At 36.7% G+C, this 26981-nt stretch carries 23 protein-coding genes and 1 riboswitch; of the genes, 21 read left to right on the forward strand and 2 right to left on the reverse strand.

Translation table 11 applies throughout. From position 1 onward, the window contains the following. On the forward strand, positions 1 to 927 hold the full coding sequence (gene dnaI, locus M2139_RS05925) for a primosomal protein DnaI (protein ID WP_280737906.1): 927 nt from the start codon (positions 1 to 3) through the stop codon (positions 925 to 927). Between the two features lie 57 nt (positions 928 to 984). On the opposite strand, the gene M2139_RS05930 is transcribed toward dnaI, so the two are convergent. After that, positions 985 to 1503, reverse strand: coding sequence for an ECF transporter S component (locus M2139_RS05930; protein ID WP_280737907.1), 519 nt, complete (start codon positions 1501 to 1503; stop codon positions 985 to 987). A 45-nt stretch (positions 1504 to 1548) separates the two neighbouring features. Next, positions 1549 to 2370: a bifunctional hydroxymethylpyrimidine kinase/phosphomethylpyrimidine kinase gene (gene thiD / locus M2139_RS05935; RefSeq protein WP_280737908.1), complete on the reverse strand. Its 822-nt coding sequence runs from the start codon at positions 2368 to 2370 to the stop codon at positions 1549 to 1551. A 136-nt stretch (positions 2371 to 2506) separates the two neighbouring features. Here thiD and M2139_RS05940 point away from each other — a divergent pair, with 136 nt between their 5' ends. The 20 genes from M2139_RS05940 to M2139_RS06035 all read left to right on the forward strand — a co-directional run bounded on the left by M2139_RS05940 (position 2507) and on the right by M2139_RS06035 (position 26850). Next, on the forward strand, positions 2507 to 3934 hold the full coding sequence (locus M2139_RS05940; protein WP_280737909.1) for a PLP-dependent aminotransferase family protein: 1428 nt from the start codon (positions 2507 to 2509) through the stop codon (positions 3932 to 3934). 52 nt (positions 3935 to 3986) lie between these two features. After that, a complete protein-coding gene (locus M2139_RS05945) occupies positions 3987 to 4715 on the forward strand; it encodes a nitroreductase family protein (protein ID WP_280737910.1) in 729 nt (242 codons plus the stop codon). A gap of 55 nt (positions 4716 to 4770) precedes the next feature. Further along, a riboswitch (M-box (ykoK) riboswitch) is annotated at positions 4771 to 4946 on the forward strand. A gap of 338 nt (positions 4947 to 5284) precedes the next feature. Further along, entirely contained in the window at positions 5285 to 7894 is a 2610-nt protein-coding gene (mgtA, locus tag M2139_RS05950) for a magnesium-translocating P-type ATPase (RefSeq protein ID WP_280737911.1), read from the forward strand. Positions 7895 to 8379: 485 nt separating this feature from the next. Further along, a complete protein-coding gene (gene pdhA / locus M2139_RS05955) occupies positions 8380 to 9489 on the forward strand; it encodes a pyruvate dehydrogenase (acetyl-transferring) E1 component subunit alpha (RefSeq protein ID WP_280737929.1) in 1110 nt (369 codons plus the stop codon). A 2-nt stretch (positions 9490 to 9491) separates the two neighbouring features. Then, positions 9492 to 10469: an alpha-ketoacid dehydrogenase subunit beta gene (locus tag M2139_RS05960; RefSeq protein ID WP_280737912.1), complete on the forward strand. Its 978-nt coding sequence runs from the start codon at positions 9492 to 9494 to the stop codon at positions 10467 to 10469. A 30-nt stretch (positions 10470 to 10499) separates the two neighbouring features. After that, positions 10500 to 11801: a dihydrolipoamide acetyltransferase family protein gene (locus tag M2139_RS05965; RefSeq protein WP_280737913.1), complete on the forward strand. Its 1302-nt coding sequence runs from the start codon at positions 10500 to 10502 to the stop codon at positions 11799 to 11801. Between the two features lie 6 nt (positions 11802 to 11807). Then, positions 11808 to 13214: a dihydrolipoyl dehydrogenase gene (gene lpdA, locus M2139_RS05970; protein WP_280737914.1), complete on the forward strand. Its 1407-nt coding sequence runs from the start codon at positions 11808 to 11810 to the stop codon at positions 13212 to 13214. A 332-nt stretch (positions 13215 to 13546) separates the two neighbouring features. Beyond that, complete coding sequence (locus M2139_RS05975; RefSeq protein WP_280737915.1) at positions 13547 to 14053, forward strand: LURP-one-related family protein; 507 nt, start codon at positions 13547 to 13549, stop codon at positions 14051 to 14053. Between the two features lie 18 nt (positions 14054 to 14071). Beyond that, complete coding sequence (locus tag M2139_RS05980) at positions 14072 to 14347, forward strand: UPF0223 family protein (protein ID WP_280737916.1); 276 nt, start codon at positions 14072 to 14074, stop codon at positions 14345 to 14347. A gap of 4 nt (positions 14348 to 14351) precedes the next feature. Continuing rightward, on the forward strand, positions 14352 to 15113 hold the full coding sequence (locus M2139_RS05985) for an inositol monophosphatase family protein (RefSeq protein WP_280737917.1): 762 nt from the start codon (positions 14352 to 14354) through the stop codon (positions 15111 to 15113). Positions 15114 to 15378: 265 nt separating this feature from the next. Then, on the forward strand, positions 15379 to 17217 hold the full coding sequence (gene typA / locus M2139_RS05990; RefSeq protein ID WP_280737918.1) for a translational GTPase TypA: 1839 nt from the start codon (positions 15379 to 15381) through the stop codon (positions 17215 to 17217). Positions 17218 to 17569: 352 nt separating this feature from the next. Continuing rightward, positions 17570 to 17893 carry a YlaN family protein gene (locus tag M2139_RS05995; RefSeq protein WP_280737919.1) on the forward strand — a complete coding sequence of 108 codons (324 nt, stop codon included), beginning with the start codon at positions 17570 to 17572 and terminating at the stop codon, positions 17891 to 17893. Continuing rightward, entirely contained in the window at positions 17880 to 19064 is a 1185-nt protein-coding gene (locus M2139_RS06000; RefSeq protein WP_280737920.1) for an FtsW/RodA/SpoVE family cell cycle protein, read from the forward strand. Before M2139_RS05995 ends, M2139_RS06000 begins: the two co-directional genes overlap by 14 nt. A gap of 105 nt (positions 19065 to 19169) precedes the next feature. Beyond that, positions 19170 to 22598 (forward strand): pyruvate carboxylase, encoded by a 3429-nt coding sequence (locus tag M2139_RS06005; protein WP_280737921.1) that lies wholly within the window; start codon positions 19170 to 19172, stop codon positions 22596 to 22598. 132 nt (positions 22599 to 22730) lie between these two features. Next, on the forward strand, positions 22731 to 23879 hold the full coding sequence (locus M2139_RS06010; protein WP_280737922.1) for a CAP-associated domain-containing protein: 1149 nt from the start codon (positions 22731 to 22733) through the stop codon (positions 23877 to 23879). Next, positions 23876 to 24307, forward strand: coding sequence for a YlbF family regulator (locus tag M2139_RS06015; RefSeq protein WP_280737923.1), 432 nt, complete (start codon positions 23876 to 23878; stop codon positions 24305 to 24307). The genes M2139_RS06010 and M2139_RS06015 overlap by 4 nt, the downstream gene beginning before the upstream one ends. Beyond that, the gene (locus M2139_RS06020; protein ID WP_280737930.1) at positions 24297 to 24641 is read left to right on the forward strand and encodes a YlbG family protein; all 345 of its coding nucleotides are present in this window, start codon (positions 24297 to 24299) and stop codon (positions 24639 to 24641) included. Before M2139_RS06015 ends, M2139_RS06020 begins: the two co-directional genes overlap by 11 nt. 77 nt (positions 24642 to 24718) lie before the next feature. Continuing rightward, on the forward strand, positions 24719 to 25276 hold the full coding sequence (gene rsmD, locus M2139_RS06025) for a 16S rRNA (guanine(966)-N(2))-methyltransferase RsmD (RefSeq protein WP_280737924.1): 558 nt from the start codon (positions 24719 to 24721) through the stop codon (positions 25274 to 25276). Between the two features lie 16 nt (positions 25277 to 25292). Then, positions 25293 to 25790 carry a pantetheine-phosphate adenylyltransferase gene (gene coaD, locus M2139_RS06030; protein ID WP_280737925.1) on the forward strand — a complete coding sequence of 166 codons (498 nt, stop codon included), beginning with the start codon at positions 25293 to 25295 and terminating at the stop codon, positions 25788 to 25790. Beyond that, positions 25780 to 26850, forward strand: a complete 1071-nt coding sequence (locus tag M2139_RS06035) for a SepM family pheromone-processing serine protease (RefSeq protein WP_280737926.1) — start codon at positions 25780 to 25782, stop codon at positions 26848 to 26850. Before coaD ends, M2139_RS06035 begins: the two co-directional genes overlap by 11 nt. The last annotated feature ends 131 nt before the right edge of the window (positions 26851 to 26981 follow it).

The following is a 26981-nucleotide window of genomic DNA, read 5'->3' on the forward strand; positions in this document are numbered from 1 at the left end:
ATGGAAGATGTCGGCAGAGAAGTAACCAAATTAACACGCCAAAAAAGCTATCAAGAAAAATATCAAGAGATGGTTCAAACAGTTTTAGCTGATGAAGACGTCAAAGCCTTTATCGCTAAGCATCGTCCTAATTTGACTAATCAAGAAATTGAAAAAAGTTATGCCAAACTATATGAGTTTGTTCAAGAAAAACGAAAATTTCAATTAAATGAGCCAACGATGATTGCTCCTGGCTATGAACCGCAATTAGTGATGAATTTTCATTATATTGATGTAACTTATGTGCCAACAGCAGAATTGCTGGCGCGTAAACAAGAGGAAGAAATTCGCGGTCGGATTCGAGCCTTAGATATGCCGAAAGATATTCAGACAGCTTCCATTAAAAACTTTGAAAAAGAAGATGCTAGAAGCACGGCGTTGCTTGAAGCAATTCATTTCATTGAAGAATATGAAGCTGAGCCTAAACTTTTCCATAAAGGCTTGTATTTTGTTGGTGATTTCGGCGTCGGGAAAACCTATTTGCTAGGAGCGATTGCTCATGAATTAGCAGTTCGTGGCTTTGAAACGACGTTAGTTCATTTTCCGACATTTTCGGTTGAGATGAAACAAGCGATTGCGAAAGACCAAGTGGGTGAAAAGCTTGATTTGGTTAAAAAAGCACCTGTTTTAATGATTGATGATATTGGGGCGGATGCCATGAGTTCATGGATTCGTGATGATATTTTTGGCGTTATTTTACAACATCGGATGCAAGAGCATTTACCAACTTTCTTTTCTTCTAATTTCAATATGCTTGAGTTAGAAGAGCATTTAGCAGTTTCTCAAAGAGGCGACCAAGAGCCCTTGAAAGCTAAACGAATTATGGAGCGGATTCGCTATCTAACTAAAGAAGTTTGGATGGGCGGAAAAAACCGTCGTAACGGTTAATAATTGATAAAAAAGACTGAAACTTAAACCTTTTTGGCTTGAGTTTCAGTCTTTTAATTATTTTAAATCTCTTAAAAAAGGTTGTAAAGCTTTCTTTAAAGGAAAATAAACGAGCGTAACAATAATTGCGGTGAGGGTAACATTGATACCAGTTGCCAAAAGCTTGGTGAAGGAATAAGTAATTGCACCGATTAACGAATCACCGATTACAAATTGAACTACAAAGTTTTTTAGAAAAGTCATCATAATTTTTGCGATGCCGGCAGCAATCGCTACGCTTAAAAGCTGGGGAATACTGTTGATTTCATGATGATAAGCTTTAATCACTAAATAAGCAGCTCCACCAACAATAAAACTTTCTAAAATAAAGTAGGGTGCTTCTAGCTGATAACCATTTAGCATATCAAAGATAGCTAAGCCTAAGCCGCCTGCTAAAGCTCCTTTGCGATAGCCTAACAATAACACCGACAATAGCACCAAAGCGTTCCCTAAATGAACGAAAGCCCCAGTGGGAAGGGGAATTTTGATTTGGGTGGCAATGGTGGTTAAGGCGGCAAATAAAGCCACAAAGACCACTGCGTGTAAAGAAGAATCTTTTTTCGTAAAAAATCACCTTTTCTTTTATTCTAACATTCTGTTTTCCGCTTGATTGTAAGCGCCGTGCCATACATGTCCTAAAAATTGATTGATTTCTAAGCCATTTTTTATAGCAGCTGCCACAAATTTCTTAGCAATTTGACAGGCTTCAGCAACGGAATAGCCTTTAGCTAAAGCAGCAGTAATCGCAGCCGCAAAAGTACAACCAGCTCCGTGGTTAAAATTAGTTTTATATAATTCATTTTCTAAAAATTCGAAATTACGGCCATCGTAAAAAACATCAATTGCTTTTTCATTGCCTAAGCGATGACCACCTTTAACAATCACATTTTTAACCCCTAAACTATAAATGATTTTCGCAGCTTTTTGCATATCTGCTAAAGAAGTCAAATCACCTAATTCAGATAAAATTCCTGCTTCAACTAAATTCGGTGTAGTAATCAAAGCTTTCGGTAAAAGTAATTTTTTCATGGCTGCCACGTTTTCCGGTTGCAAAAGCTCAGTGGTGCCTTTACAAGCGATAACCGGGTCAACGACTAAATTAGCTAAAGGAAATTTTTTCAGATAATAGCTGGTATGTTCAATTGCACCAACGGTACCTAACATGCCGGTTTTGATAGCGGCTAAGGGTTCGCCGGTGAAAATAGTTTTTAATTGTTTTGCTACTAATTCTGGGTCGATAGCAGTAATCGTGTGGGACCAATTTTCATCAGGATTCATAGTTACGATACTGGTAATGGCAGTAAAGCCAAAAGTACCAAACTCCTGAAAAGTTTTCAAATCCGCTTGGATGCCACCGCCGCCACTGGAATCAGAGCCTGCGACTGTTAAAACCTTTTTTATCATTTTTCTGAGCCTCGCTTTTTTAAATAAACCTTTATTAACTTGATAAATAGTAGTATAACGAAAGTTTTAGTTGACAAAAAGGGCCAATTGGTTTATTTTCAAATCATCCAATTTGTTTTATAAAGAGGTGAACAGGATGAAATGGCAATTAAAAAAAGAAAACAAAACTCCAATTTATGTGGAAATTATGGAACTGATTATTAATAAGATTCAAACAGGCGAATTAGTCGCTGGTGAAAAATTACCGACAGAACGGGAAATGGCGAAATGGTTTGCGGTGAATCGTTCAACTGTGGTACATGCTTTAGAGGAATTAGTTAGTTTAGGCTGGATTATTCGTAAACAAGGCAGCGGTACCAGAGTTAACGAAGGCAATTGGGGGCGTTTATCGGCACCAAGAACCAATTGGAAAAATTATTTATCGCAAAATGTTTTTAACCAGCAAAATCCTTATGTGACAGAATTAAAAAAAATGATTGCTGAGGAAAATTGCTTAGATTTATATACTGGAGAATTGCCAAGAGAGCTGATTCCCGATTTTCAATTACCTAGTTATCACTGGGAAGATTTTTTAAAGGAAGGCAGTCAGCTATCAGAATCTGGTTATGGACCATTGCAGCAGACAATTATTGAACGCTTGCAAAAAGACCAACAACTAACCATTAATAAAAAGCAGCTTCTGATTACTTCAGGTGCCCAGCAAGGATTGTTTTTACTTTTGCAAGTGCTGTTAACGCAAGGTGATAGTATTGCCATTGAAAATCCTTCCTTTCTTTATAGTTTACCGATTTTTCAAGCGGCAGGGATTCGTTTATACGGGGTGAAAATGGATACCGAGGGGATTTCTTTAACGGATTTAAAAGATTTAATCGTAACTAAGAAAATTAAAATGCTGATTTTGAATCCTAATTATCAAAATCCCACCGGTAACACGATGTCCTTAGCGCGCCGGAAAGCCTTAGTTGAGCTGTGTGGTACTTACCAAATTCCGATTGTGGAAGATGATGTTTTTGGTGATTTAAATTTTCAAGAACGCTTACCGCTGTTAAAAAATTTAGCACCCCAACAAGTGATTTATTTAGGTTCATTATCGAAAATTTTAGGTTCTTCTACCAAAATCGGTTGGATTTGTGCACCAGAATCAATTATTCAACCGCTAGCGGAAGCCCGTCAAGTGATGGATTTTTCTTTAAGTATTTTTCCGCAAGTTTTGGCAACTAGCGCTTTAGGGGATGATAGTTATGAAGAGAAATTAGCAGATTTGCGTGACCAATTAAAAGTAAGAGCTATCCAATTTCAAAATGCCATGGAAGAATTTGCTGCAGATTGGCAAGTGCATGAAATCAAAGGCGGTTTTTACGCTTGGTTAGAATGGCGTCATGGAGAAATTACGAATAAACAATGGCGCTACTTTTTAGAAGAAAAACTGGCGATTGCACCTAGCTTTTTATTTTCAAGTGAAAAAAATGCTTTGCGAATTAATTTTACGCGACTTTCTCAGGAGAATTTCCCGCAGTTTTTAGCAACATTTCGTCGCATTACTCATAGGTTAAAAGCTAAATAGTATGGTAAAATAAGAAAAGTAGCATAAATTTTTTTCTTGGAGGTTGATAGAAGTGAATGAAACTATTCGTTTGTTAAAAGAACATCGCAGTTATCGAGATTTCGATGAAAATTATGAAATTCCAGAAAATGAGTTGCAAGCAATTTTAGATGCATCAAGACAGGCTGCTTCATGGATGAATGGCCAAGCCTATAGCATTATGGTTGTTAAAGATAAAGAAATTCGCCAACAATTAGTTGCCTGGAATCCTGGTAATCCCCATATGTTGAAAAGTTCAGTCTTTTTAATTTTTGTGGCTGATTTACATCGGACAAAAATGGTTAGTGAACATTATCAAGTCGCTAATACTAGCGGCGAAAGTGCGGACCATTTATTAGTAGCGGTAACGGATACTGCAATGGCGATGCAAAATGCGATTGTGGCGGCGGAATCTTTAAAATTAGGCTGTGTTCCAGTAGGCAGTATTCGGAAAAATAGCCAAGAAATTGCAGAAATATTAGACTTGCCCGATTATATGATGCCCTTATGTGGTGTTTCTATCGGTAAACCAACTGTTGAAATGCAAGTCAAACCACGCTTACCAGAAGAAACTGTCGTGCATTATGATACTTATCGCCCTTATAATTTTGATAGCATTGCAGCTTATGATAAAACTATGGAAGAGTTTGCAGAAGCTAGAGAAACTAAGCTGTGGAGCGTTAAATTTGCTGATTATTATGCGGGACCTTTTAACACGGGAACTGACAAGTTTTTAGCGAAACATCATTTATTAGAAAAATAAATTAAGTGTTTTTCTTTGACAAATTAAATTTCATTTAGTATAGTGTGTTAGTAAATGAAATAATTGTTAGGTGAGGCTCCTATATGGACATAAGCTGCTGCCGCGAAAGGATCGAGAGACCCTTAGTTGGTTGAACAGGAATAATCGTGAAGGTTATTCATAACGTAGCTGATTGGGAATAGATTACAATCTACGCCATATAGTGCTAAAGCTCAACGATGATGTAAGTGTTGACTTTTTAAGCGCATGCTCTTCGTTGAGTGTGCGCTTTTTTTCGTATTTATATTTGTCTCGTAGCTTTTATTTATTTGTCTAGCTTCGAGAATTTGCATCTGAGTAAAGCAAGTCTCTCAGCTTTTATTTATTACCCACCAAATTTTGAAAGAGAGGATGAGGAGATTGGATCACCCCGAGAGTAGGTCGAATTTAAAATGTAAAGCATTAGGTGGTTAATAAATGACCTCCTAATGCTAATCTAAGCTGTCAAGATTGTAAGTCCTTAAAGAAAACAGCTTTCTTTAACAAGGGCTATGATAATTTTATGGCGGTTAACTTAGGAGGAAAAAGATATGATGAGAAAAAATGATTTAAAAAAACTTTCTAAAGAACAAGAATTAAAGAAGTTAGCAATTCTTTCTGAAAGAGAATTAATGATGGAATTACGGACTTCTATGAATGGCTTAACAAAAGAAGATGCCGCAGAACGTTTAGAAGAATTTGGTCCGAATGTTGTTTCCGCACAAAAACCGTTACCAGCGTTGCTATTATTTTTGAAAGCTTTTAATGATCCATTTGTTTTTGTTTTGGTATTATTGATGGTCGTTTCATTTGCAACAAAGGATATTGAAGCGGCTGTTGTGATGGGGGGAATGATTTTAGCCAGTGTCATTATTACTTTTATTCAGGAATATCGTTCCCAAAAAGCCAGTCAAGAATTGAAAGAATTAATTGAAAATACCACCGCTGTAACTCGCGATGGCGTAACAAAAGAAATTCCCATGGACGAAGTGGTGCCAGGCGATATTATCACTTTAGCGACTGGCGATATGATCCCTGCCGATGCTGTTTTGATTTGGACGAAGGATTTGTTCGTCAATCAATCTTCATTAACTGGAGAATCAATGCCGGTAGAAAAATTTGTTGAAGCGAAAGTCGATGTAAAACGTGAAGGTATTTCCGCATTGGACATGCAAGATTTAATTTTTATGGGGACTGACGTTTTAAGTGGACAAGGAAAAGCGATTATTTTGAAAACTGGTCAAAATACTTTCTTTGGTGATATTGCAGAAACGGCAACTGGCAAACGAGGAAAAACTAGTTTTGATATTGGTTTAACAAAAATCAGTAAATTGTTATTACGAATGGTTGCGGTGCTATTTCCGATTGTCTTTTTGATTAACGGTTGGACGAAAGGTAATTGGGGCGATGCTTTCTTCTTTGCAATTGCGGTTGCAGTTGGTTTAACGCCAGAAATGCTACCGATGATTGTAACTAGCAACTTAGCCAAAGGGGCGCTATCACTATCTAAGCATAAAGTAATTGTTAAAGAATTAGCTTCTATGCAAAATTTAGGAAGTATGGATGTTCTTTGCACTGATAAAACCGGTACAATTACAGAAGATAAAGTTGTCTTAGTTCAACATTTAGACCCATTAGGCAATAGCAATAACCAAGTGCTGGATTTAACTTTTTTAAATTCTCACTATCAAACTGGTTGGAAAAATTTGATGGATATTGCGGTACTTAATTATTATGAGGAAGAAAAACGGCAATTACCTTATGATTCTATTGTAAAAGTTGATGAAATTCCCTTTGATTTTTCTCGCCGTCGCTTAACAGTAGTCGTTAAAGCGGATGATCATCAATTGATGATTACTAAAGGCGCGGTGGAAGAAATGGAAGACATTTGCGATTTTGTTGAAATCAATGGGGAAAAACAACCATTAACTACTGAGTTGAAAAAGCAATTACGTCAATTAAACGTGCAAATGAATCAGCAAGGAATGCGAGTAATTACTGTTGCGATTAAACGCGATGTTCATACGGAAGCTGTCTATAGCGTTGAAGATGAAAAAAGTATGACTTTAGTTGGCTTCATGGGATTTTTAGATCCAGCTAAAGCTTCGGCAGCTACAGCAATTCAATCTTTACAAGAGCATGGAGTCGCCGTCAAAGTATTAACTGGTGATAATGATATTGTTGCCAAAAAAGTTTGTAAAGATGTCGGTATTCCGGTTGAAAATATAGTCTTAGGAACGGAAGTAGATGCGCTATCTAATGAAGAACTAGCTGAAGTAGTTGATAGTTGTAATCTTTTCGCTAAGTTAAACCCGATGCAAAAAGCCCGCATTATCGAAAACTTACAAGCGAAAGGTCATACGGTTGGCTTTATGGGTGATGGCATTAATGATGCACCAGCCCTAAGAAAAGCGGATGTTGGGATTTCTGTTGATACAGCAGCAGATATTACTAAAGAAGCAAGTTCCATTATTTTATTAGAAAAAAGTTTAAACGTTTTAGAAGCCGGGGTACTAGAAGGTCGTAAAGTCTTTAGCAACATGATGAAATATATTAAAATCACGATTAGTTCAAATTTCGGTAATGTTTTTTCAATTTTAGTCGCTAGTGCATTCTTACCATTTTTACCAATGCTTTCAATTCAATTGTTAGTGCAAAACTTAATTTATGATATGACACAATTGACAATTCCTTGGGATTCTGTTGATGAAGAAGAATTATTAAAACCTGTTAAATGGCAAATTAATGGTTTAGTGAAATTTACTTTATGTATTGGGCCGGTAAGTAGTATTTTTGATATTTTAACTTTTATTATGATGTGGAACGTTTTTGGTGCGAATACTGTTGCTGAACAAGGGATTTTTCAAGCAGGCTGGTTTATGGTGGGCCTAGTTAGTCAGACTTTAGTAGTTCAAATCGTTCGGACTAAAAAAATTCCTTTCCTACAAAGTATCGCTTCACCACAAGTTTTATTAAGTAGCTTAGTAGGGATTATTTTAGGCTTTGTGATCATTATTAATCCAGTTTTAAATGAAATTTTTGAGTTTGACATTTTGCCAACAAAATATTGGTTAATTTTCCCGCTAATTATTCTGGCTTATTTAATTACTGTTGAATTAGCAAAACGTTTGTATATTCGGATTACTAAAGAATGGTTGTAAGTAACTGATTTTAGCCATAAAAAATAAATTTTTATACTCGAAGAAAAGATTTTAACGCTTTTCTTCGAGTTTTTTTGATATTTTGAATTGAAAATAGCTTATTTCCTTTGTGCAATAATTAATTAAATTAGTTAGTGCAGTTAAACAGTTTTTTGAAACTGTTTCTTTTTTATGATTAAATTATTTTAGAGATAGCTGTTACGTTGTTGATAAATCAACTTTGTGAATGACAGGGTTTTCTTACAAAGTTTACATTTTAAATATATGTGATTAATATCACTATCTTAAATAAAATGAATAGTTTTTTTCACAAAAGAGAAAATCGTGGATTGTAAGTCGAAATAGTTGTCTTTTTTTCATAATAATGATATTTTGAATATATAGATGAGATTGAAATGGTACAGATTTTCAATCTGTTTCTTTTTAGCGAGAAGTTAACTAGAATAGTTGTTTTCATTTTAACTATGAAAGGAATGTGAGAGATGATGGTAAACACATCGAAGGCAATCAATTTTAATGAATTAATGAAGGACATCAAAAATGATTTTCCCACTTATCAAGTTCTTGATTCGTCCGGGAAAGTGGTGAATGAGGATTTACTGCCAGAGCTTTCTGATGATGAATTAGTGGAATTAATGACGAGAATGGTTTGGTCTCGCGTTTTAGATCAACGCTCTACAGCTCTAAACAGACAGGGTCGCTTAGGATTCTACGCACCAACTGCTGGGCAAGAAGCCAGTCAGTTAGCTAGCCATTTCGCTATGAGTAAAGAAGATTACTTATTGCCGGGTTATCGGGATGTTCCACAACTAGTTCAACATGGCTTACCATTAAAAGAAGCTTTCTTATGGTCAAGAGGTCATGCGGCTGGTAATTATTATGAGGCTGATTTGAAAGCTTTGCCACCGCAAATTATTATCGGTGCCCAATATGTTCAAGCAGCCGGTGTTGCACTAGGATTAAAAAAACGTGGTAAGAAAAATGTCGTAGTGACTTACACTGGTGATGGTGGTTCTTCACAAGGTGATTTTTATGAGGCAATTAACTTTGCAGGAGCTTTTAAAGCTAACGGTGTATTTATTATTCAGAATAATGGTTTTGCTATTTCAACACCAAGGAGCTTGCAATCAGCTGCTGAGACATTAGCACAAAAAGCAGTTGCGGCTGGTATCCCTGGTATTCAAGTCGATGGCATGGATCCTTTAGCGGTTTATGCAGTTACGAAGCAAGCGCGTGATTGGGCGATTGCCGGTAACGGACCGGTCTTGATTGAAACCTTAACTTATCGTTATGGCCCCCATACGCTTTCAGGTGATGATCCAACGCGTTATCGTACAAAAGATATGGATGATGAATGGTTAGCGAAAGATCCTTTAGTGCGTTTCCGTAATTATTTAACTGAAAAAGGTTTATGGTCTGAAGCAAAAGAAACAGAAGTGATTGAAAAGACCAAAGAAGAGATTAAAGAGGCGATTGCTTTAGCAGATAAAGCACCAAAACAAAAAGTTTCTGACTTCTTAAAAAATATGTATGAAGTGCAACCACAAAATATTAAAGAACAAATTGCATTTTACGAAGCGAAGGAGGGCAAATAATCATGGCACAAAAAACAATGATTCAAGCAATTACTGATGCCTTAGCTCTTGAAATGGAAAGCGATGAAAATGTTTTAGTCTTCGGGGAAGATGTTGGAAAAAACGGCGGTGTTTTCCGAGCGACAGAAGGTTTACAAGCTAAATTCGGTGAAGAACGGGTTTTTGATACACCTTTAGCGGAATCAGGAATTGGTGGTTTAGCGTTTGGTTTAGCGTTAGAAGGTTATCGTCCGGTTCCGGAAATCCAATTTTTCGGTTTTGTTTTTGAAGTAATGGATTCAATTGTTGGGCAAATGGCACGGACACGCTATCGCATGAGTGGCACTCGCAATATGCCTGTCACGATTCGTTCACCATTTGGTGGGGGCGTTCATACGCCAGAATTACATTCAGACAATTTAGAAGGTTTAATGGCTCAATCGCCTGGTTTACGAGTGGTAATTCCTTCAAATCCTTATGATGCAAAAGGCTTGTTAATCGCTGCTATTCGTAGTAATGATCCAGTGGTCTTTTTAGAACATATGAAGTTGTACCGCTCTTTTCGTGAGGAAGTGCCTGATGAAGCTTATGAAGTGCCTTTAGATAAAGCTGGTATTACGCGTGAAGGCACTGATATTTCTATTATTACTTACGGCGCAATGGTGCGAGAAGCAATTAAAGCGGCAGACAATTTAGCTAAAGAAAATATTTCCGTTGAAATTGTTGACTTACGAACGGTAGCACCTTTAGATATAGCGACAATTATTGCTTCTGTTGAAAAAACGGGTCGTGTTGTCGTTGTTCAAGAAGCGCAAAAACAAGCTGGAGTTGCAGCCCAAGTTGTTTCTGAAATTTCTGAACGAGCTATTCTTTCCTTACAGGCACCAATCGGTCGCGTTTCAGCACCTGATACGATTTTCCCGTTTGGTCAAGCTGAAAACATTTGGTTACCCAACGCTACTGATATCGAAGCAAAAGTTCGTGAAATTTTAGCATTTTAAGCAAATACTGTAAGGAAAGGATGAAAAAATATGGCTTTTCAATTTAAATTACCCGATATTGGCGAAGGCATCGCAGAAGGCGAAATCGTCAAATGGTTCGTCAAAGTTGGCGATACAATTAATGAAGATGATACACTATTAGAAGTTCAAAATGATAAATCAGTGGAAGAAATTCCATCGCCTATTACCGGAAAAATTCTTAACATTATTGTTCCAGAAGGTACCGTAGCAAATGTCGGTGATGTTTTAGTAGAAATTGCTACTGCTGGGCAACATATCTCAGCGGATAAGCAACCTGAGGAATTGATTACAACGCCAGCGACACCTGTTCAAATCGAAACTGTAAAAGCGAATATTGACCTTCCGAAAAATCCCGATGCTAGAGTTTTAGCGATGCCGTCAGTTCGTCAATATGCTCGTGAAAAAGATGTTGATATTACGCAAGCAAAAGCAACTGGTAAAGGTGGCCGCGTGATTAAGGCGGATATTGACGCCTTATTAGCAGGTGGTACACCAGTTGAAACTCCAGCAACTCCAAAAGTTACAGCTATACCAGTTGAAGTTTCCGAAGCAGCAACACCAAGAGCTGCAACGCCAGCTCCGCAAGCTTTCACTTCAAGTTTAGCTGCTAGAGAAACGCGAGAAGCTTTAACACCAATGCGCAAAGCAATTGCAAAAGCAATGGTTAACAGCAAACATACGGCACCCCATGTCACGATGTTTGGAGAAGTAGAAGTTTCTAAGTTATGGGATTATCGTAAAAAATTTAAAGATATTGCTGCTGAAAAAGGGACCAAACTAACTTTCCTACCATATGTAGTTAAAGCCTTAGTAGCGACAGTTAAAAAATATCCAATTTTAAACGCCTCTATTGATGACGCAAAACAAGAAGTGGTTTACAAAAATTATTATAATATCGGCATTGCAACGGATACAGAGCATGGCCTTTATGTTCCTAATATTAAAGATGCTGATATGAAGAGTATGTTTAAGATTGCTGATGAAATTAGTGAAAAAGCTGCTTTAGCTCATGAAGGTAAATTAGCCGCAAATGATATGCGAGAAGGTTCAATTACAATTAGTAATGTTGGTTCAGTTGGTGGTGGCTGGTTTACGCCAGTTATCAATTATCCGGAAGTTGCGATTTTAGGCGTTGGCACAATTGCCCAACAACCAGTAGTTAATGAAGCTGGAGAAATCGTTGTTGGTCGTATGATGAAACTATCTTTAAGCTTTGATCATCGAATTGTTGATGGTGCAACTGCTCAACAAGCTTTAAATAATATCATGCGCCTTTTAGCTGATCCAGAATTATTATTGATGGAAGGGTGAAAATAAATGGTAGTAGGAGATTTTGCGATTGAATTAGATACAGTGGTGATTGGTGCTGGACCTGGTGGTTATGTAGCTGCGATTCGAGCTGCGCAAATGGGACAAAAAGTTGCGATTATTGAGCGAGAATTTATTGGTGGTGTTTGTTTAAATGTCGGCTGTATTCCTTCCAAAGCTTTAATTGCTGCCGGACATCATTATCAAGAATCTATAGATTCAACCCTGTTTGGCGTGACTACTAAAGAAGTCGCGATTGATTTTGAAAAAACGCAAGCTTGGAAAGATAATCAAGTCGTTAAAAGTTTAACAACAGGCGTTGGGATGCTTTTGAAAAAAAATAAAGTGGAAATTATTGAAGGAGAAGCTTTCTTTGTTGATGACCACACTTTACGAGTGATTCATCCTGATTCAGCACAAACATATTCATTTAATCACGCAATTGTTGCAACAGGTTCCCGCCCAATTGAAATTCCTGGTTTTAAATTTGCTGGTCGGGTGTTGGATTCTACAGGCGGTTTGAATTTAAAAGAAATCCCTAAAAAATTTGTCATCATTGGTGGCGGCGTTATTGGGGCTGAACTAGGTGGGGCGTATGCCAATTTAGGATCAGAAGTTACGATTATAGAAGGTAGTCCTTCTATTTTACCAACTTATGAAAAAGATATGGTAAAAGTCGTTTTAGATGATTTTGCTAAAAAAGGGGTAAAAGTAGTAACTTCAGCACTGGCTAAAGAAGCGATTGATAATGGCGATAGTGTAACTGTTAAATATCAAGTAGACGGTCAAGAAGCAACGATTACTGCTGATTATGTGATGGTTACGGTTGGACGCAGAGCCAATACGGATGATTTAGGTTTAGAGCAAGCCGGCATAGAAATCGGTGAACGGGGCTTGATTCCTGTTGATTCGCAAGGTCGAACCAATGTCGCTAACATCTTTGCTATTGGCGATATTGTTGCTGGCGCATCCTTGGCTCATAAAGCGAGCTACGAAGCTAAAATTGCTGCTGAAGCAATTGCAGGTAAAAAAGTCGTAGTTGATTATAAAGCAATGCCGGCAGTTGCCTTTACCGATCCAGAATTAGCTTCTGTTGGTATGACAGTCGCAGAAGCGAAGGCGGCTAGCATTGAAGCAAAAGGTTATAAATTTCCTTTTGCCGGTAATGGCCGCGCAATTTCTTTAGGGAAAACAGAAGGCTTTGTTCGCTTAGTAACTACAGTTGATGATAACGTGATTATCGGTGCCCAAATTGCCGGAGTTGGAGCTAGTGATATGATTTCTGAGTTAGCTTTAGCGATTGAATCTGGCATGAATGCAGAAGATATTGCTTTGACGATTCATCCTCATCCGTCATTAGGTGAAATTACTATGGATACGGCTGAATTAGCTTTAGGTTTACCTATTCATATTTAAAAGAAAACGGCTGAAGACAGTTATTCAAGTGATTGTCTTCGGCTTTTTTCGCTTTGTTTGGGTGCAAAACAAGTCATTTCGCTTTTCCTGTTGTCTAGCTACACGAACTAACTCTCTTCGATAAAATGATAAATAAATTCGCGGTACAAAACACCGCTATAATTTCTTTATGCATTTTACTCGAGAGCTGACCAAGTTCGTTCCGCTTTTCTTGTTATAAAACTATTTTGGTTAAATATCGTATTTTTTTGTGGTTGCTTCTTTTTGTCCTTGTTGAAATAGTCAAAATCAATTACTATTAGGCTATAGACTTAAGAAGGACGGTGGCTTTTTTGAGAAAATTATATATGAAGCAAAAAGTTTTTTCTTTAAGTGAACGTTTTACGATTAAGGATGAATTGGAAAATGATTTATATTATATAGAAGGAAGTTTTTTTCAAATTCCGAAATCTTTTCAAGTGACAGATGTGGCTGGTAATGAAATTGGTACCGTGGTCAAAAAGACATTTAGCTGGATGCCCCGGTTCTTTGTTAATGTTCAGGGAAAAGAAGAAGTTGTGATTCAAAAAGAGTTCACTTTCTTTAAAGACCGTTATCAAATTACTGGTGAAAATTTAGCGATTCACGGTGATTTTTGGGATAAAAATTTTGAAGTGTTTCAAGGGAATCTACAAGTTGCCCGTGTGGTTGAAAAGTGGTTCACGTGGGGCGATACTTATGAAATCGAAATTTTACAAGATGATTTGGAGCATTTACTGATTTGTTTTGTGGTAGCATTAGACTATGTGACATCAACGGAAAGAGCTGCCAGAAATAATGGCGGCGCAAATGCAAATTAAGATGAGGAGTTTTTATAAATGAAAGATTATCAATATCCCCTTGATATTGAATGGACAACAGCAGAGATGGTGACGGTGGTGGCGATGTGGTCAGCATTAGAAGCTGCTTATGAAAAAGGTATTCCAGTTAAAGACTTTTTAGCGGCTTACGGGGAGTTTAAAACGGTTGTAAAGTCAATCGGTGAAGAAAAGCGTTTAGGGCGAGAGTTTGAAAAGCTTTCTGGCTATGCTTTATATCCAGCAGTCAAGGCGGCGCAATCCGCATCTCAAAAAGTTTTGAAAATGAAAGGGTAAGAAAATGCAAAATCTAGTTACTGAGGTTATCGGTTGGTTAGAAGAAGCCGGCGAAAAAATTAAAGAGTCTTTTAAAAGTGAGATTGAAGTGGCTGAAAAAACCAGCGCTAAAGATTTAGTCACCAATATTGATAAACAAACCCAGCAGTTTTTGATTAGTAAAGTAAATGCTTATAATCCTCAAGCAAAAATTTTAGCTGAAGAAGAGGGCTATAATCAACAAGATATCAGCCAAGGACAAGTTTTTATTATTGATCCGATTGACGGAACTTTAAATTTTGTGCTGGAAAAAGAAAATTTCTGCATTATGTTGGCGGTTTTTGAAGAGGGTGTCGGCAAATATGGATTCATTTATGATGTCATGAAAAAAGAAATCTATTGGGGCTCAAAGCAATTTGGCGTTTATTGTAATGATCGAAAATTACCGCAACCTAAGGATTTGCTTTTAAGTGAAGGCTTGATTGGCATGAATGCTTATATGCACGGCAATAATTTATTTAACACCTTAGCAATTGGCGAGGAAAGTAAAGGCATTCGCTGTAGCGGTTGTGCAGGTATTGAACTTATCGGTATTTTAAAAGGGACTCGGAATGGTTATATTTCTAACTTGAGTCCTTGGGATTACGCGGCGGGTAGTGTAATGCTAGATATTTTTAATTTTCCTTATAGTGGTGTTAATGGTAAAAAATTAGCTTTTGAAGGACGAGAGTATTTCTTTGCCGGGACGCCACAAACTTATCAGCGAGTGATGACTTTAATTAAATAGGTTAATCTTTCAATTTAGAAATTTTGGATTTTGTTTGAGGCAGATTCAAAGTTTCTTTTTTTAGCATTTTGGAAGATAATTGCTGAATTTTAAGTGAGAATTGTTAGAAATCATTAGTTTATGAATGAAAATATTGATTTTCATTCATTTTTCACTATATTTCATAATGATTTTCTGCTATAATTAACAGTCGAATCAATTTTATATAAATTGTTATTGGAAATCAGAAGGTACAAATGTACTTAGAAATAGAGGAGAATAAAACGTGAAATTAAGAAATGATATTCGTAACGTTGCCATTATTGCCCACGTTGACCACGGAAAAACAACATTAGTCGATGAATTATTGAAACAGTCGCAAACATTGGATGGTCGTACAGAGTTACAAGAAAGAGCGATGGACTCTAACGCGATTGAAAAAGAACGTGGTATTACGATTTTAGCTAAAAATACTGCCGTAGATTATAATGGCACACGAATCAACATTATGGATACACCAGGACACGCCGATTTCGGTGGTGAAGTGGAACGTATTATGAAAATGGTTGATGGGGTTGTTTTAGTCGTTGATGCTTACGAAGGAACAATGCCACAAACTCGTTTTGTATTGAAAAAAGCTTTAGAGCAACATTTGATTCCGATTGTTGTTGTAAACAAAATTGATAAACCTTCAGCTCGTCCTGAACATGTTGTAGATGAAGTTTTAGAATTATTTATTGAATTAGGTGCTGATGATGATCAATTAGATTTCCCAGTTATTTACGCGTCAGCGATTAACGGAACTTCTAGTTTGTCAGATAAACCTGAAGAGCAAGAATCAACAATGTCACATATTTTCGATACAATTATCGAACACATTCCAGCACCAATTGATAATAGCGATGAACCTTTACAATTCCAAGTTTCTTTATTAGATTATAATGACTATGTTGGTCGTATTGGGATTGGCCGAGTTTTCCGCGGTACAATTAAAGTTGGCGACCAAGTTGCTTTAATGAAATTAAATGGCGAAGTTAAGAAGTTCCGAGTAACTAAATTATTTGGTTTCTTCGGCTTACAACGTTTAGAAATTCAAGAAGCTAAAGCTGGTGATTTAATTGCCGTTTCAGGAATGGAAGATATCTTTGTTGGTGAAACAGTAACACCGATTGATAAACAAGAAGGCTTACCAATTCTACACATTGATGAACCAACTTTACAAATGACTTTCTTAGTGAATAATTCACCTTTTGCAGGTCGTGAAGGTAAATACGTAACTTCTCGTAAAATTGAAGAGCGTTTATTGGCTCAATTACAAACTGACGTTTCTTTACGAGTAGATCCAACTGATTCACCTGATGCTTGGACTGTATCTGGTCGTGGAGAATTGCATTTATCAATTTTAATTGAAAATATGCGTCGTGAAGGTTATGAATTACAAGTTTCTCGTCCAGAAGTAATTGAACGTGAAATTGATGGCGTGAAATGCGAACCTTTCGAAAGAGTTCAAATTGATACTCCAGAAGAATACATGGGTAGCGTGATTGAATCATTAGGGATGCGTAAAGCAGAAATGCAAGATATGATTCATACTGGTAATGGCCAAGTAAGAATTATTTTCTTAGCACCAGCTCGTGGTTTAATTGGTTATACAACTGAATTTTTATCAATGACACGTGGTTATGGAATTATGCACCACACTTTTGATCAGTATTTACCAATGATTCAAGGTTCTATCGGTGGTCGTCATCAAGGGGCTTTAGTTTCAATTGATACTGGTAAAGCGACAACTTACTCAATTATGAGTATTGAAGAACGGGGAACTGTTTTTGTTGAACCAGGTACAGAAGTTTATGAAGGTATGATTATCGGCGAAAACAATCGCGATAACGATTTAACCGTTAATATTACTAAAGCAAAACAAATGACTAACGTCCGTTCAGCTAATAAAGATCAAACTTCAGTTATTAAAAGACCTAAACAACTTACTTTAGAAGAATCTTTAGAGTTTTTAGATGAAGATGAATTCTGTGAAGTAACGCCAGAAAGCATTCGTTTACGTAAACAAATTTTAAACAAAAACGAACGTGAAAAAGCTTCTAAAAAGAAAAAAAAGGCTGAATAAAAATAATTGTAATTGAGACTTGTGCCTGCTGATGAAAGTTGTCAGCAGCTCAAGTCTTTTTTATTGCTAAGATTCTCTTAAAAGTCTTTATAAAGTTTTTTGATAATTGTATAATAAATGAGCTGTGGAAAAGCTCTTTTGGCAAAATGGCTATCTAACAGGAAAGTTAAATTTATAGAATGAAAAAAGCGCTGATTTCTTCACAGCAAAGTTTCATATTTATCTTTTGTTTCACAGCAGAGATTTTCAGCTGAATTTTGAGAATAAAGTTTTCAGCTGAAATCTGCAAAATTTGTAATAAATATTTCAAGATTTATGATATAATGTAGTCTTAGACAGGGGGTTACAATTAATGGATACTATTTCTACGCAACTTGCTTTAGAGTTGTTAATGGAAGATGCTGATCGGATTAAAATGTTAATTCGTAATCAAAAAAATCGCCTTTGTATCTCACAGTGTAAAGCATTTGAAGAAGTGGTTGACACACAAATGTATGGTTTTTCTCGTCAAGTGACTTACGCAGCGCGTTTAGGAATTATAACTAAAGAACATGGCAATCAACTTTTAAGCGACTTAGAAAAGGAGCTTAATAATTTATATAATGAAGTTTATGAAGAAACACAAGATTCACGTGTTGATTTAGGCAAGGAGGGGGAACCACTTGCAAAAAATTAGAAAACGTCACTTTTTAGATTATGGGATTATTATTCCTTATGTGATTCTATGTGTGATTGGTTTATTGATGGTTCATAGCTCATCAGCCTATTTAGAAATTTCCAACAACTTACCCAATGGTTATCATGGGAAACGCCAATTGCTATTTTGGGGGATTAGTTTGGTACTAATCTTTCTTATTTATAAGTTGAAAATTGATATTTTCAAAAATAAGCAAATTGTCAAGTTGGCGACTTATGTGATTGGTTTGCTACTGATTGTCGTATTATTTATGAATCCAGTCAATGGTGCCAAAGGTTGGATTCAAATTCCTGTTTTAGGGAGTTTGCAGCCGGCAGAATTTTTCAAAATTTATGTGATTTGGTTTTTATCTTATAGCATTTCTAGCAGACAACGCAATATTCCTAATCATTTTAAGGAAAGTTTTACTGGTCCTTTAGCGATTATTGCTGGGATGACGGCATTACTGATACTGCAACCGGATTTGGGAACTACCGTAATTGTTGTTTTATTAGTGGTTTTAATGCTGTTAGCTAGTGGCATTAATTATCGCTATACACTGATTGTTGGTGGTGCTGCAGTCGTTGGTAGTACGATTGCTATTCAGTTGATGTTATGGTTAGGTAGATTTTTACCGACAAAATTCCAATATATTTATGGACGATTTCAAGCTTTTTCAAATCCTTTTATTGATGAATTTGATAATGGACATCAAATTGTAAATGGTTATTATGCGATGTTTAACGGCGGCTTGTTCGGCGTCGGAATTGGTAATAGTATTCAGAAAAAAGGTTTCCTTAAAGAAGCTCATACTGATTATATCTTCGCTATTTTAATGGAAGAATTAGGTTTAATCGTAGCGCTAATTGTGTTGGCGATATTATTCTTCTTAATTATCCGCATTTTATTAGTAGGGATTCGCTCAAAATCACCTTTTAATTCTATGATGTGTATTGGTATCGCTAGTTTATTAATGATTCAAACTTTTGTTAACCTTGGAGGAATTAGTGGTATTATTCCTTTAACAGGGGTTACTTTTCCTTTCCTTAGTCAAGGTGGTTCAAGCCTCTTTGCCTTATCTATCTGTGTTGGTTTAGCCTTAAATATTAGTGCTGAAGAAAAACGCGATAGATTTGCAATGGAAAACAATCAATTATATGAAGTTCAATAATTATTGAAGTATATTTTTAAAGTCGTTTGTTAAAGAGGATGAGGTAGCGATATCTCAGCCTCTTTCTAACAAAAAAATGAAGAAATTTTGGTGGAGGAGTGCTTTATGAAGAAATTACTTGTTGCCAATCGTGGTGAAATTGCTATTCGGGTCTTTCGGGCCTGTACGGAATTAGGGATTAAAACAGTGGGGATTTATGCTGCTGAGGATGAGTATTCCGTGCATCGTTTTAAAGCGGATGAAGCTTATTTAGTGGGTGAAGGCAAAAAGCCGATTGATGCTTACTTAGATATTGAAGAGATTATTCGGATTGCTAAAATGAGTGGCGCTGATGCCATTCATCCAGGCTATGGTCTTTTATCTGAAAATATTGATTTTGCCCGTCGCTGTGAAGAAGAAGGTCTGATTTTTGTAGGACCAAGTTTATATCACTTAGATATTTTTGGCGATAAAATCAAAGCGAAAGCAGCGGCAGAATCTGCTGGAATTGCTTCCATTCCGGGAACGGATGGACCAGTCGATTCAATTGATGAAGTCTTGGCTTTTGCAGCTGAATATGGTTACCCAATCATGATTAAAGCCGCTTTAGGTGGCGGTGGTCGCGGGATGCGGGTGGCTCATAACGAAAAAGAAGCTCATGATGGCTATCATCGCGCCAAAAGTGAAGCGAAAGCAGCTTTCGGTAGTGATGAAGTTTATGTTGAAAAATATATTGGCAACCCGAAACATATTGAAGTTCAAATTTTAGGTGATACGCACGGGAACGTATTACATTTATTTGAACGGGATTGTTCCGTGCAACGCCGTCATCAAAAAGTTGTAGAAGTGGCCCCTTGTGTTTCTATGTCAGAAGCGCAACGTCAAGAAATTTGTCAAGCAGCCGTAAAACTAATGAAGCATGTGGGCTATATCAATGCGGGAACCGTCGAGTTTTTAGTTGAAGGTGACCGGTTTTACTTTATTGAAGTTAATCCACGAGTTCAAGTAGAACATACTATTACCGAAATGATTACCGATGTAGATATCGTGATTGCACAATTGTTAATTGCTCAAGGAAAAGATTTGCACAAAGATATTGAGTTACCGCAACAAGCGGATTTGAAATTAAAAGGCACTGCCATTCAATGTCGGATTACCACAGAAGATCCTTTAAATAATTTTATGCCGGACACTGGGAAAATTGATACTTATCGTTCACCAGGTGGTTTTGGGGTTCGTTTAGATGTCGGTAATGCTTATGCTGGTTATGTAGTAACGCCATATTTCGATTCTTTATTAGTAAAAGTCTGCACTTATGGGCATGATTTTGAAACAGCGATTCGCAAAATGCGTCGTTGTTTAGTTGAGTTTCGGATTCGTGGGGTAAAAACCAATATTCCATTTTTACAAAATGTTATTTTGCATCCGGAATTTCAAACAGGGGATGCTAAAACGACCTTTATTGATAATTGTCCAGACTTATTTAAATTCCCTTATTTACGCGACCGCGGGAATAAAGTCATGAAATATATTGGCGAAATTACCATTAATGGTTTCCCTGGAGTAGAAAAAACTAAAAAACGTCATTACGATAAACCACGTATCCCTAAAGATGTTGAAGTAAAACCTAAATTTATCACTGCTAAAAATATTTTAGATGATAAAGGTGCAACGGCGGTTAGTGATTGGGTGAAAGCTCAACCAAATGTTCTTTTGACAGATACTACTTTCCGCGATGCTCATCAAAGTTTATTAGCAACACGGATTCGGACTAACGATTTTACTGAGATTGCCCAATTAACTGGGGAAGCTTTACCAGAACTTTTTTCAAGTGAAATGTGGGGTGGAGCAACTTTTGATGTTGCTTATCGTTTCTTAAATGAAGACCCTTGGGTAAGATTACGAAAAATCCGTAAACTAATGCCAAATACGCTATTGCAAATGCTTTTCCGCGGCTCTAATGCGGTTGGTTATTCTAATTATCCTGATAACGTGTTAGTGGAATTTATCAACGAAGCTGCGGCGCAGGGGATTGATGTTTTCCGAATTTTTGACAGCTTAAACTGGGTGCCACAAATGGAAAAAAGTATTCAAGCCGTCCGAGATACTGGTAAAATTGCCGAAGCTGCGATTTGCTATACTGGCGATATTAACGATGAAAGTCGTGCCAAATATAACGTAGCTTACTATAAACAAATGGCTAAGGAACTCGAAACTTGCGGTGCTCATATGATTGCGATTAAAGATATGGCTGGTTTATTAAAACCACAAGCTGCCTATCGTTTAATTAGCGAGTTGAAAGCTACAGTTGATTTACCGATTCATTTGCATACTCACGATACTAGTGGCAATGGTATTATTACTTATGCTGCCGCAACTCGAGCAGGTATTGATGTCTTAGATGTTGCCATGAGCGCCATGAGTGGTTCAACTAGTCAGCCAAGTATGAGTAGCTTATATTACGCGCTACTTAACGAAGAGCGAGCGCCAGAAATCAATATTGAAAATACGCAAAAATTAAATCACTATTGGGAAGATGTCCGGATGTATTATCAACCCTTTGAAAATGGCTTAAATGCGCCACAAACAGAAGTTTACATGCATGAAATGCCTGGTGGTCAATATTCTAACTTGCAACAACAAGCCAAAGCAGTTGGCTTAGGTAGCAAATGGGATGAAATCAAAAAAATGTACCATACAGTTAATTTGATGTTTGGCGATATTGTAAAAGTAACCCCATCTTCAAAAGTTGTCGGGGATATGGCGCTATTTATGGTGCAAAATGATTTAACTGAAGAAGATGTTTACCAAAAAGGCGAATCATTGAGCTTCCCTGAATCAGTCGTTACTTTCTTCCAAGGTGATTTAGGTCAACCTGTGGGTGGATTCCCTAAAGAATTGCAAGCAATTATCTTAAAAGGCCGTCCTGCGATTACTGAAAGACCTGGGGCTTTAGCAAAACCGATTTCTTTTGAAGCGGTGAAGCTTGAGTTGCAAGAAAAAATTGGTTATACGCCGAAAAAAGAAGAAGTTTTAAGCTATTTAATGTATCCACAAGTTTTCTTAGATTATCGGGTAGCTTGTAATAATTTTGGCGATGCAACAGTTTTAGATACACCGACGTTCTTCCAAGGAATGCGTTTGGGAGAATCAATTGAAGTGCAAATTGAACGAGGTAAAACTTTAATTATTCGTTTAGATGAAATTGGTGAGCCTGATATTGAAGGTAACCGTAATCTATTCTTTAACTTAAACGGCCAACGACGAGAAATTGTCGTCAAAGACCGTTCAATTATCAGTACAGTACAAACCCGTCGTCAAGCTGAGCCAACGAATAAAGAACAAATTGGGGCTACTATGTCAGGTTCCGTCTTAGATGTTTTAGTTAAAAAAGGCGACCTTGTTAAAAAAGGTGATACCTTAATGGTTACAGAAGCTATGAAGATGGAAACAGCGATTGAAGCCCGCTTTGACGGTGAAGTGGCGCACCTTTATGTATCGACTGGCGATGCCATTTCTTCTGGTGATTTATTAATTGAAGTGAGAGAAAAATAAGAAAATGCAAACAAGCTACTTAGTTTGCTAGTTAATAGCTGACAAACTTATGTTATTTCGGTAAAATAAGTTTGTCAGCTTTTTTAGTACAAAGCTAAAGTGAAAATAATTGATAGGAGATGAAATGAGCAGATGAAGCGAGCCTTATGGTTTTTAACAATTTTTACAGTTGTTATGAGTTTATTTTATCTGGAGCCTATTTATTTTCCCCTAACGGAAGCCACTCAATCTGCCAATCCGCAACCAACTGATACGCTTCCTAATGATAGTAGTAATGCAATTACCCCTTTAAATTATGATAAATTAACGGCTGCAGGTTTTTCTGTGTACATAAATAAACCAGTTAGTGATTTAGAGAAAGTTTTTGGCAAACCGATTAATACGCAAGAAACTGGTTTAGGTTATACGATTGGCAATTACGAAGATGGCATCCGGGACCTTTTTATTGAAGTGAATATTAAAGCGGACCTTGTTCAATCCATTAAGGTTGCTGGTAAAAGTACCGATAAAATTGCCCCTTTTGATTTTGGCATGTCTTTATCTGAATTAACTGATATTACGACGCTATTTTTTCATTTCGATTTTGATTATAAAGAGGAAAGTTTCGATATTGAATTGACGGAAGAAGATCAAAATTATCGACCGTTAATCGCTTTTGACAATGAAACTTTTGCGATTCTCTTTTTCGGACAAGATCATAATGAGCTTTATGCCGTTGATTACTTGAATAAAGAAACACTTTTAAGATTGATGCCTTATCAAATCAACAGCGAAAATACTTTAGCCTATAAATTAAGTGATTTTTCTGAAGAAAAATGGCAAGAAATTGCCAATCAAAATGCACTGCGAAGTAAAATGTTGATTGCTTATTTGCGAGAACAAGAAGGTTATGATAGCTATGTCAGTAATCTTGAGCTGCAATTGGCTGCCAGCCAGCTAATTGAGGCTTTAAATGAAAATCAAATTCCACTAGTTACGGAATCTAGCAAAAAAACTTGGCAAAGCATCATTCCTGAAAAGGAAAACGGGCCGGCAAGTTTGTTGACTACTGATGCTTTCTTGCTAGATAATGAAGAGTTGGAAAAAGAGCGGGTGATTATCGCAGCTAAGCCGATTATTGACCCAAGTTTTACAATTTTCTGGTGGTATAGTGATCCTTATTTGCATAGTCGTTTTATTTCTAATGAAAATCAAAGATTAGAGATTGCATTTGCTAAAGAAAGTATGATAGTCTTATTGGAGAAAGAAATGCAGGAAACGGATGAAAGTGAAACGCAATGATTATCAATGATGAACTATTTATTTTAGAAGATTGCTGCAATGAGTTAGTCACGACATTATTATCAAGCGAAACAACAGCTAATTATCAAAAAAAACGTTTAGCTTTAAATAATAGTCAGACAGTTAAAGAGCTCCAGCAAGCTTTTCAAAAACATAAAAATACGTTTGAGGAAATTGAGCGTTTTAGCTCGTTTGCTCCTGATTATAAAGCAAAAAAAGTGGCTGTTTTCCAAGCGAAACGGCAATTGGATTTAAACGAAACGGTGGCAGAATTTAGAGTGGCGGAAACTAATTTACAAGAATTATTAGATGAAGTCTGTTTAAGTGTAGCCAACACCATTTCAAAATCAGTCAAAGTTAGCGCAGGGAATCCATTTTTTGAAACAAAAGAAGGCACAAGCTGTAAGGGGGATTGTCATCATGGATGAAACAAATCAATTAGAAATTCAAGCCCGAAGAAGTTTAGTCGTTTGGGTTTATAGTTTAAAACAATTAAAAAATTTGCGACGTTTTGGTTTAATTCAATATGTTTCTCGCAAAATGAAATATGTGGTTATTTATATGAAAGAAAGTGAAATTGAGCTAGCGGAAGAAAAAATTCGTAAGCTACATTTCGTGCGTAGTGTTGAACGTTCTTATCGACCAGATGTTGAAATGAATTTTGCTGATAAAATTGGCACGAAAGCAGCTTATCAAGTCAATGATGAAGGCTTTGATGTTGAGGAATTGAATACTGAAATTCGCTTAGCTGAAGGGGTTTAAAGTAAAAATGAAAAAAGCTGATGAATCAGAGCTTTTTTCATTTTTTTCACTTAATTTCAAAAAAGAAGGAGCTTTTTATGCGAGTTGTAGCAGGAGAATATGGCGGGCGTAAATTAAAAAGTTTACCTGGCGATAATACTAGACCAACCACGGATAAAATAAAAGGGGCTATTTTCAACATGATTGGGCCTTATTTTGATGGTGGTAGCGTTTTGGACTTATATGCCGGCAGTGGCGGATTAGCCATTGAGGCGGTCTCCAGAGGGATGTCAGAGGCTTTTTGTGTGGATAAAAATTTTCAAGCAATCAAAATCATTAAAGAAAATGTGGCAATTACCAAAGAAGAAGCTAAATTTTCCGTTATTAAAAGAGAAGCCAATCAAGCTTTGAAACAATTTGCCATTGAAGAGACTCAGTTTGATTTAGTGTTGTTAGACCCACCTTATGCCCAGCAAAAAATAGTTTCGCAGATTGAATTTATGGAAGAAAATAATTTATTAGCTAAAGAGTCTTTGATTGTCTGTGAAACTGATAAAACAGTTCAACTACCAGTTGAAATTGCTGGTTTACAACAAATCAGACAACAAAACTACGGGATTACAAGTATTACGATTTATCAAAAGAGTGAAGAATAAAGAAAGCAGGTTAACCATGAAAAAAAGAATTGCATTATTTCCTGGTAGCTTTGACCCTTTAACAATGGGGCATTTAGATACAATTCAGCGTAGCACTAAGCTTTTTGATGAAGTTATTGTTGGCGTCTTTACCAATACGAATAAAAAAAGTTATTTTACTGAGGAAGAAAAACTGCAATTGATTAGTGAAGTTTTAGCGCCTTTTGAAAATGTTAAAGTTCTTCAACAAAGCAGTCAGCTAACAGTAACGGCGGCGGCTGAAGTTGGCGCACAATTTTTGATTCGAGGCATTCGCAGTGTCAAAGATTATGAATATGAAAAAGATATTGCGGCGATGAACAAGCATTTAGCACCGGAAATTGAGACGGTTTTTCTTTTAGCTAATGAAGAATTTAGTCATGTAAGCTCAACTTTAATAAAAGAAGTACTTCATTTTGATGGTGATGTTAAAAAATATTTACCACAACCAATTTATGAGGCTATTGCGGAAAAGAGAATGACAGATGAAGAATAAAGAAAATAAGATTATTTTTACAGCAAGCACAATAGGTGTTGTCGTACTGATAGTGGCACTTGTCCTTACTGCTATCGCGGCTCTAGTTCCGGTTCCTGGTTATTACGTGGAAGCACCGGGGACGACGATGGATTTAAGAAAAGTTGTGACGGTTGATAAAGAGGAAGATAAAGAAGCGGGTTCTTTTTCTTTAACCGCAGTGGCTATTTCTAAAGCTTCGGCATTACGCTTGTTAGTCGCACAAAATAGAGATTTTGAAGCGATTATCACTGAAGAAGAATTAACTGGTGGCGCAAGTTCTGCTGAATACCAACAAATTCAAGAATATTATATGGTTTCTTCAAAAAATAGCGCCATTCAGCAGGCTTTTGAATTAGCTGATGTGGATTATGAAATGATTTATCGGGGAATTTATGTCATGAGCATAGATGAACGTTCTAATTTTAAAGATGTCTTATCTTTAGGTGACACTATCATTAAAGCTGATGGTAAATCTTTTGATGCCAAAGAAGGTTTTATGGATTATGTCAAAAATAAAAAAGTTGGCGATGAAGTTACGATTACTTTTTTACATGATGGGGAAGAACAAGAAGCCACTGGTGAATTAATTGAACTAACCGGCGAAAAGAAAGCCGGCATTGGTATCAGTTTGGTGGACGATAACGAAATCAAATCAGATACGCAAGTTGAATTAGATACCCGCAATATCGGTGGTCCTTCAGCTGGGTTGATGTTTACCTTAGAGATTTATGATTTATTAACAGAAGGCAATTTACGCCATGGCAAAGAAATCGCCGGAACAGGAACGATTAGTTCTGACGGAACTGTGGGCCGAATTGGCGGGATTGATAAAAAAGTCGCTAGCGCTAGCAAAAGTGGCGCTGAAATTTTCTTTGCACCTGATGATGAATTAGCCCCTGAAATTTTAGCAGAATATCCAGAGTTGCAAAGCAATTATCAAGAAGCTTTGGCAGCCGCAGAGAAATTAGATACAGAGATGGAAATTGTTCCTGTCAAAAATGTTCAAGATGCTTTAGATTATTTGGCAAAACTTGATTAATAATAAAAGAAATCAGCACCACCCTTCAAAAGGGTGGTTTGCTCTGGGGCTATAAGCCCCTAAAACCGGCCAGCGCCTAAAGACGCTGGCTTTTCACATTTCATGTTCAAGCCATAGTGCCTTTGCCTCTT

Source organism: Enterococcus sp. PF1-24 (assembly GCF_029893325.1).
Classification (GTDB): Bacteria; Bacillota; Bacilli; order Lactobacillales; family Enterococcaceae; genus HY326.

What these genes read in the sequence shown, in the direction of transcription:
- coaD (WP_280737925.1), top strand. Translation starts at nt 25,293, where the DNA reads ATGAAAAAAAGAATTGCATTATTTCCTGGTAGCTTTGACCCTTTAACA.
- M2139_RS05995 (WP_280737919.1), top strand. Translation starts at nt 17,570, where the DNA reads ATGGATACTATTTCTACGCAACTTGCTTTAGAGTTGTTAATGGAAGAT.
- thiD (WP_280737908.1), bottom strand. Translation starts at nt 2,370, where the DNA reads ATGATAAAAAAGGTTTTAACAGTCGCAGGCTCTGATTCCAGTGGCGGC.
- M2139_RS05960 (WP_280737912.1), top strand. Translation starts at nt 9,492, where the DNA reads ATGGCACAAAAAACAATGATTCAAGCAATTACTGATGCCTTAGCTCTT.
- M2139_RS06015 (WP_280737923.1), top strand. Translation starts at nt 23,876, where the DNA reads ATGATTATCAATGATGAACTATTTATTTTAGAAGATTGCTGCAATGAG.
- lpdA (WP_280737914.1), top strand. Translation starts at nt 11,808, where the DNA reads ATGGTAGTAGGAGATTTTGCGATTGAATTAGATACAGTGGTGATTGGT.
- rsmD (WP_280737924.1), top strand. Translation starts at nt 24,719, where the DNA reads ATGCGAGTTGTAGCAGGAGAATATGGCGGGCGTAAATTAAAAAGTTTA.
- M2139_RS06035 (WP_280737926.1), top strand. Translation starts at nt 25,780, where the DNA reads ATGAAGAATAAAGAAAATAAGATTATTTTTACAGCAAGCACAATAGGT.
- dnaI (WP_280737906.1), top strand. Translation starts at nt 1, where the DNA reads ATGGAAGATGTCGGCAGAGAAGTAACCAAATTAACACGCCAAAAAAGC.
- M2139_RS06010 (WP_280737922.1), top strand. Translation starts at nt 22,731, where the DNA reads ATGAAGCGAGCCTTATGGTTTTTAACAATTTTTACAGTTGTTATGAGT.
- M2139_RS05980 (WP_280737916.1), top strand. Translation starts at nt 14,072, where the DNA reads ATGAAAGATTATCAATATCCCCTTGATATTGAATGGACAACAGCAGAG.
- pdhA (WP_280737929.1), top strand. Translation starts at nt 8,380, where the DNA reads ATGGTAAACACATCGAAGGCAATCAATTTTAATGAATTAATGAAGGAC.
- M2139_RS05985 (WP_280737917.1), top strand. Translation starts at nt 14,352, where the DNA reads ATGCAAAATCTAGTTACTGAGGTTATCGGTTGGTTAGAAGAAGCCGGC.
- M2139_RS06005 (WP_280737921.1), top strand. Translation starts at nt 19,170, where the DNA reads ATGAAGAAATTACTTGTTGCCAATCGTGGTGAAATTGCTATTCGGGTC.
- mgtA (WP_280737911.1), top strand. Translation starts at nt 5,285, where the DNA reads ATGATGAGAAAAAATGATTTAAAAAAACTTTCTAAAGAACAAGAATTA.
- M2139_RS05965 (WP_280737913.1), top strand. Translation starts at nt 10,500, where the DNA reads ATGGCTTTTCAATTTAAATTACCCGATATTGGCGAAGGCATCGCAGAA.
- M2139_RS05940 (WP_280737909.1), top strand. Translation starts at nt 2,507, where the DNA reads ATGAAATGGCAATTAAAAAAAGAAAACAAAACTCCAATTTATGTGGAA.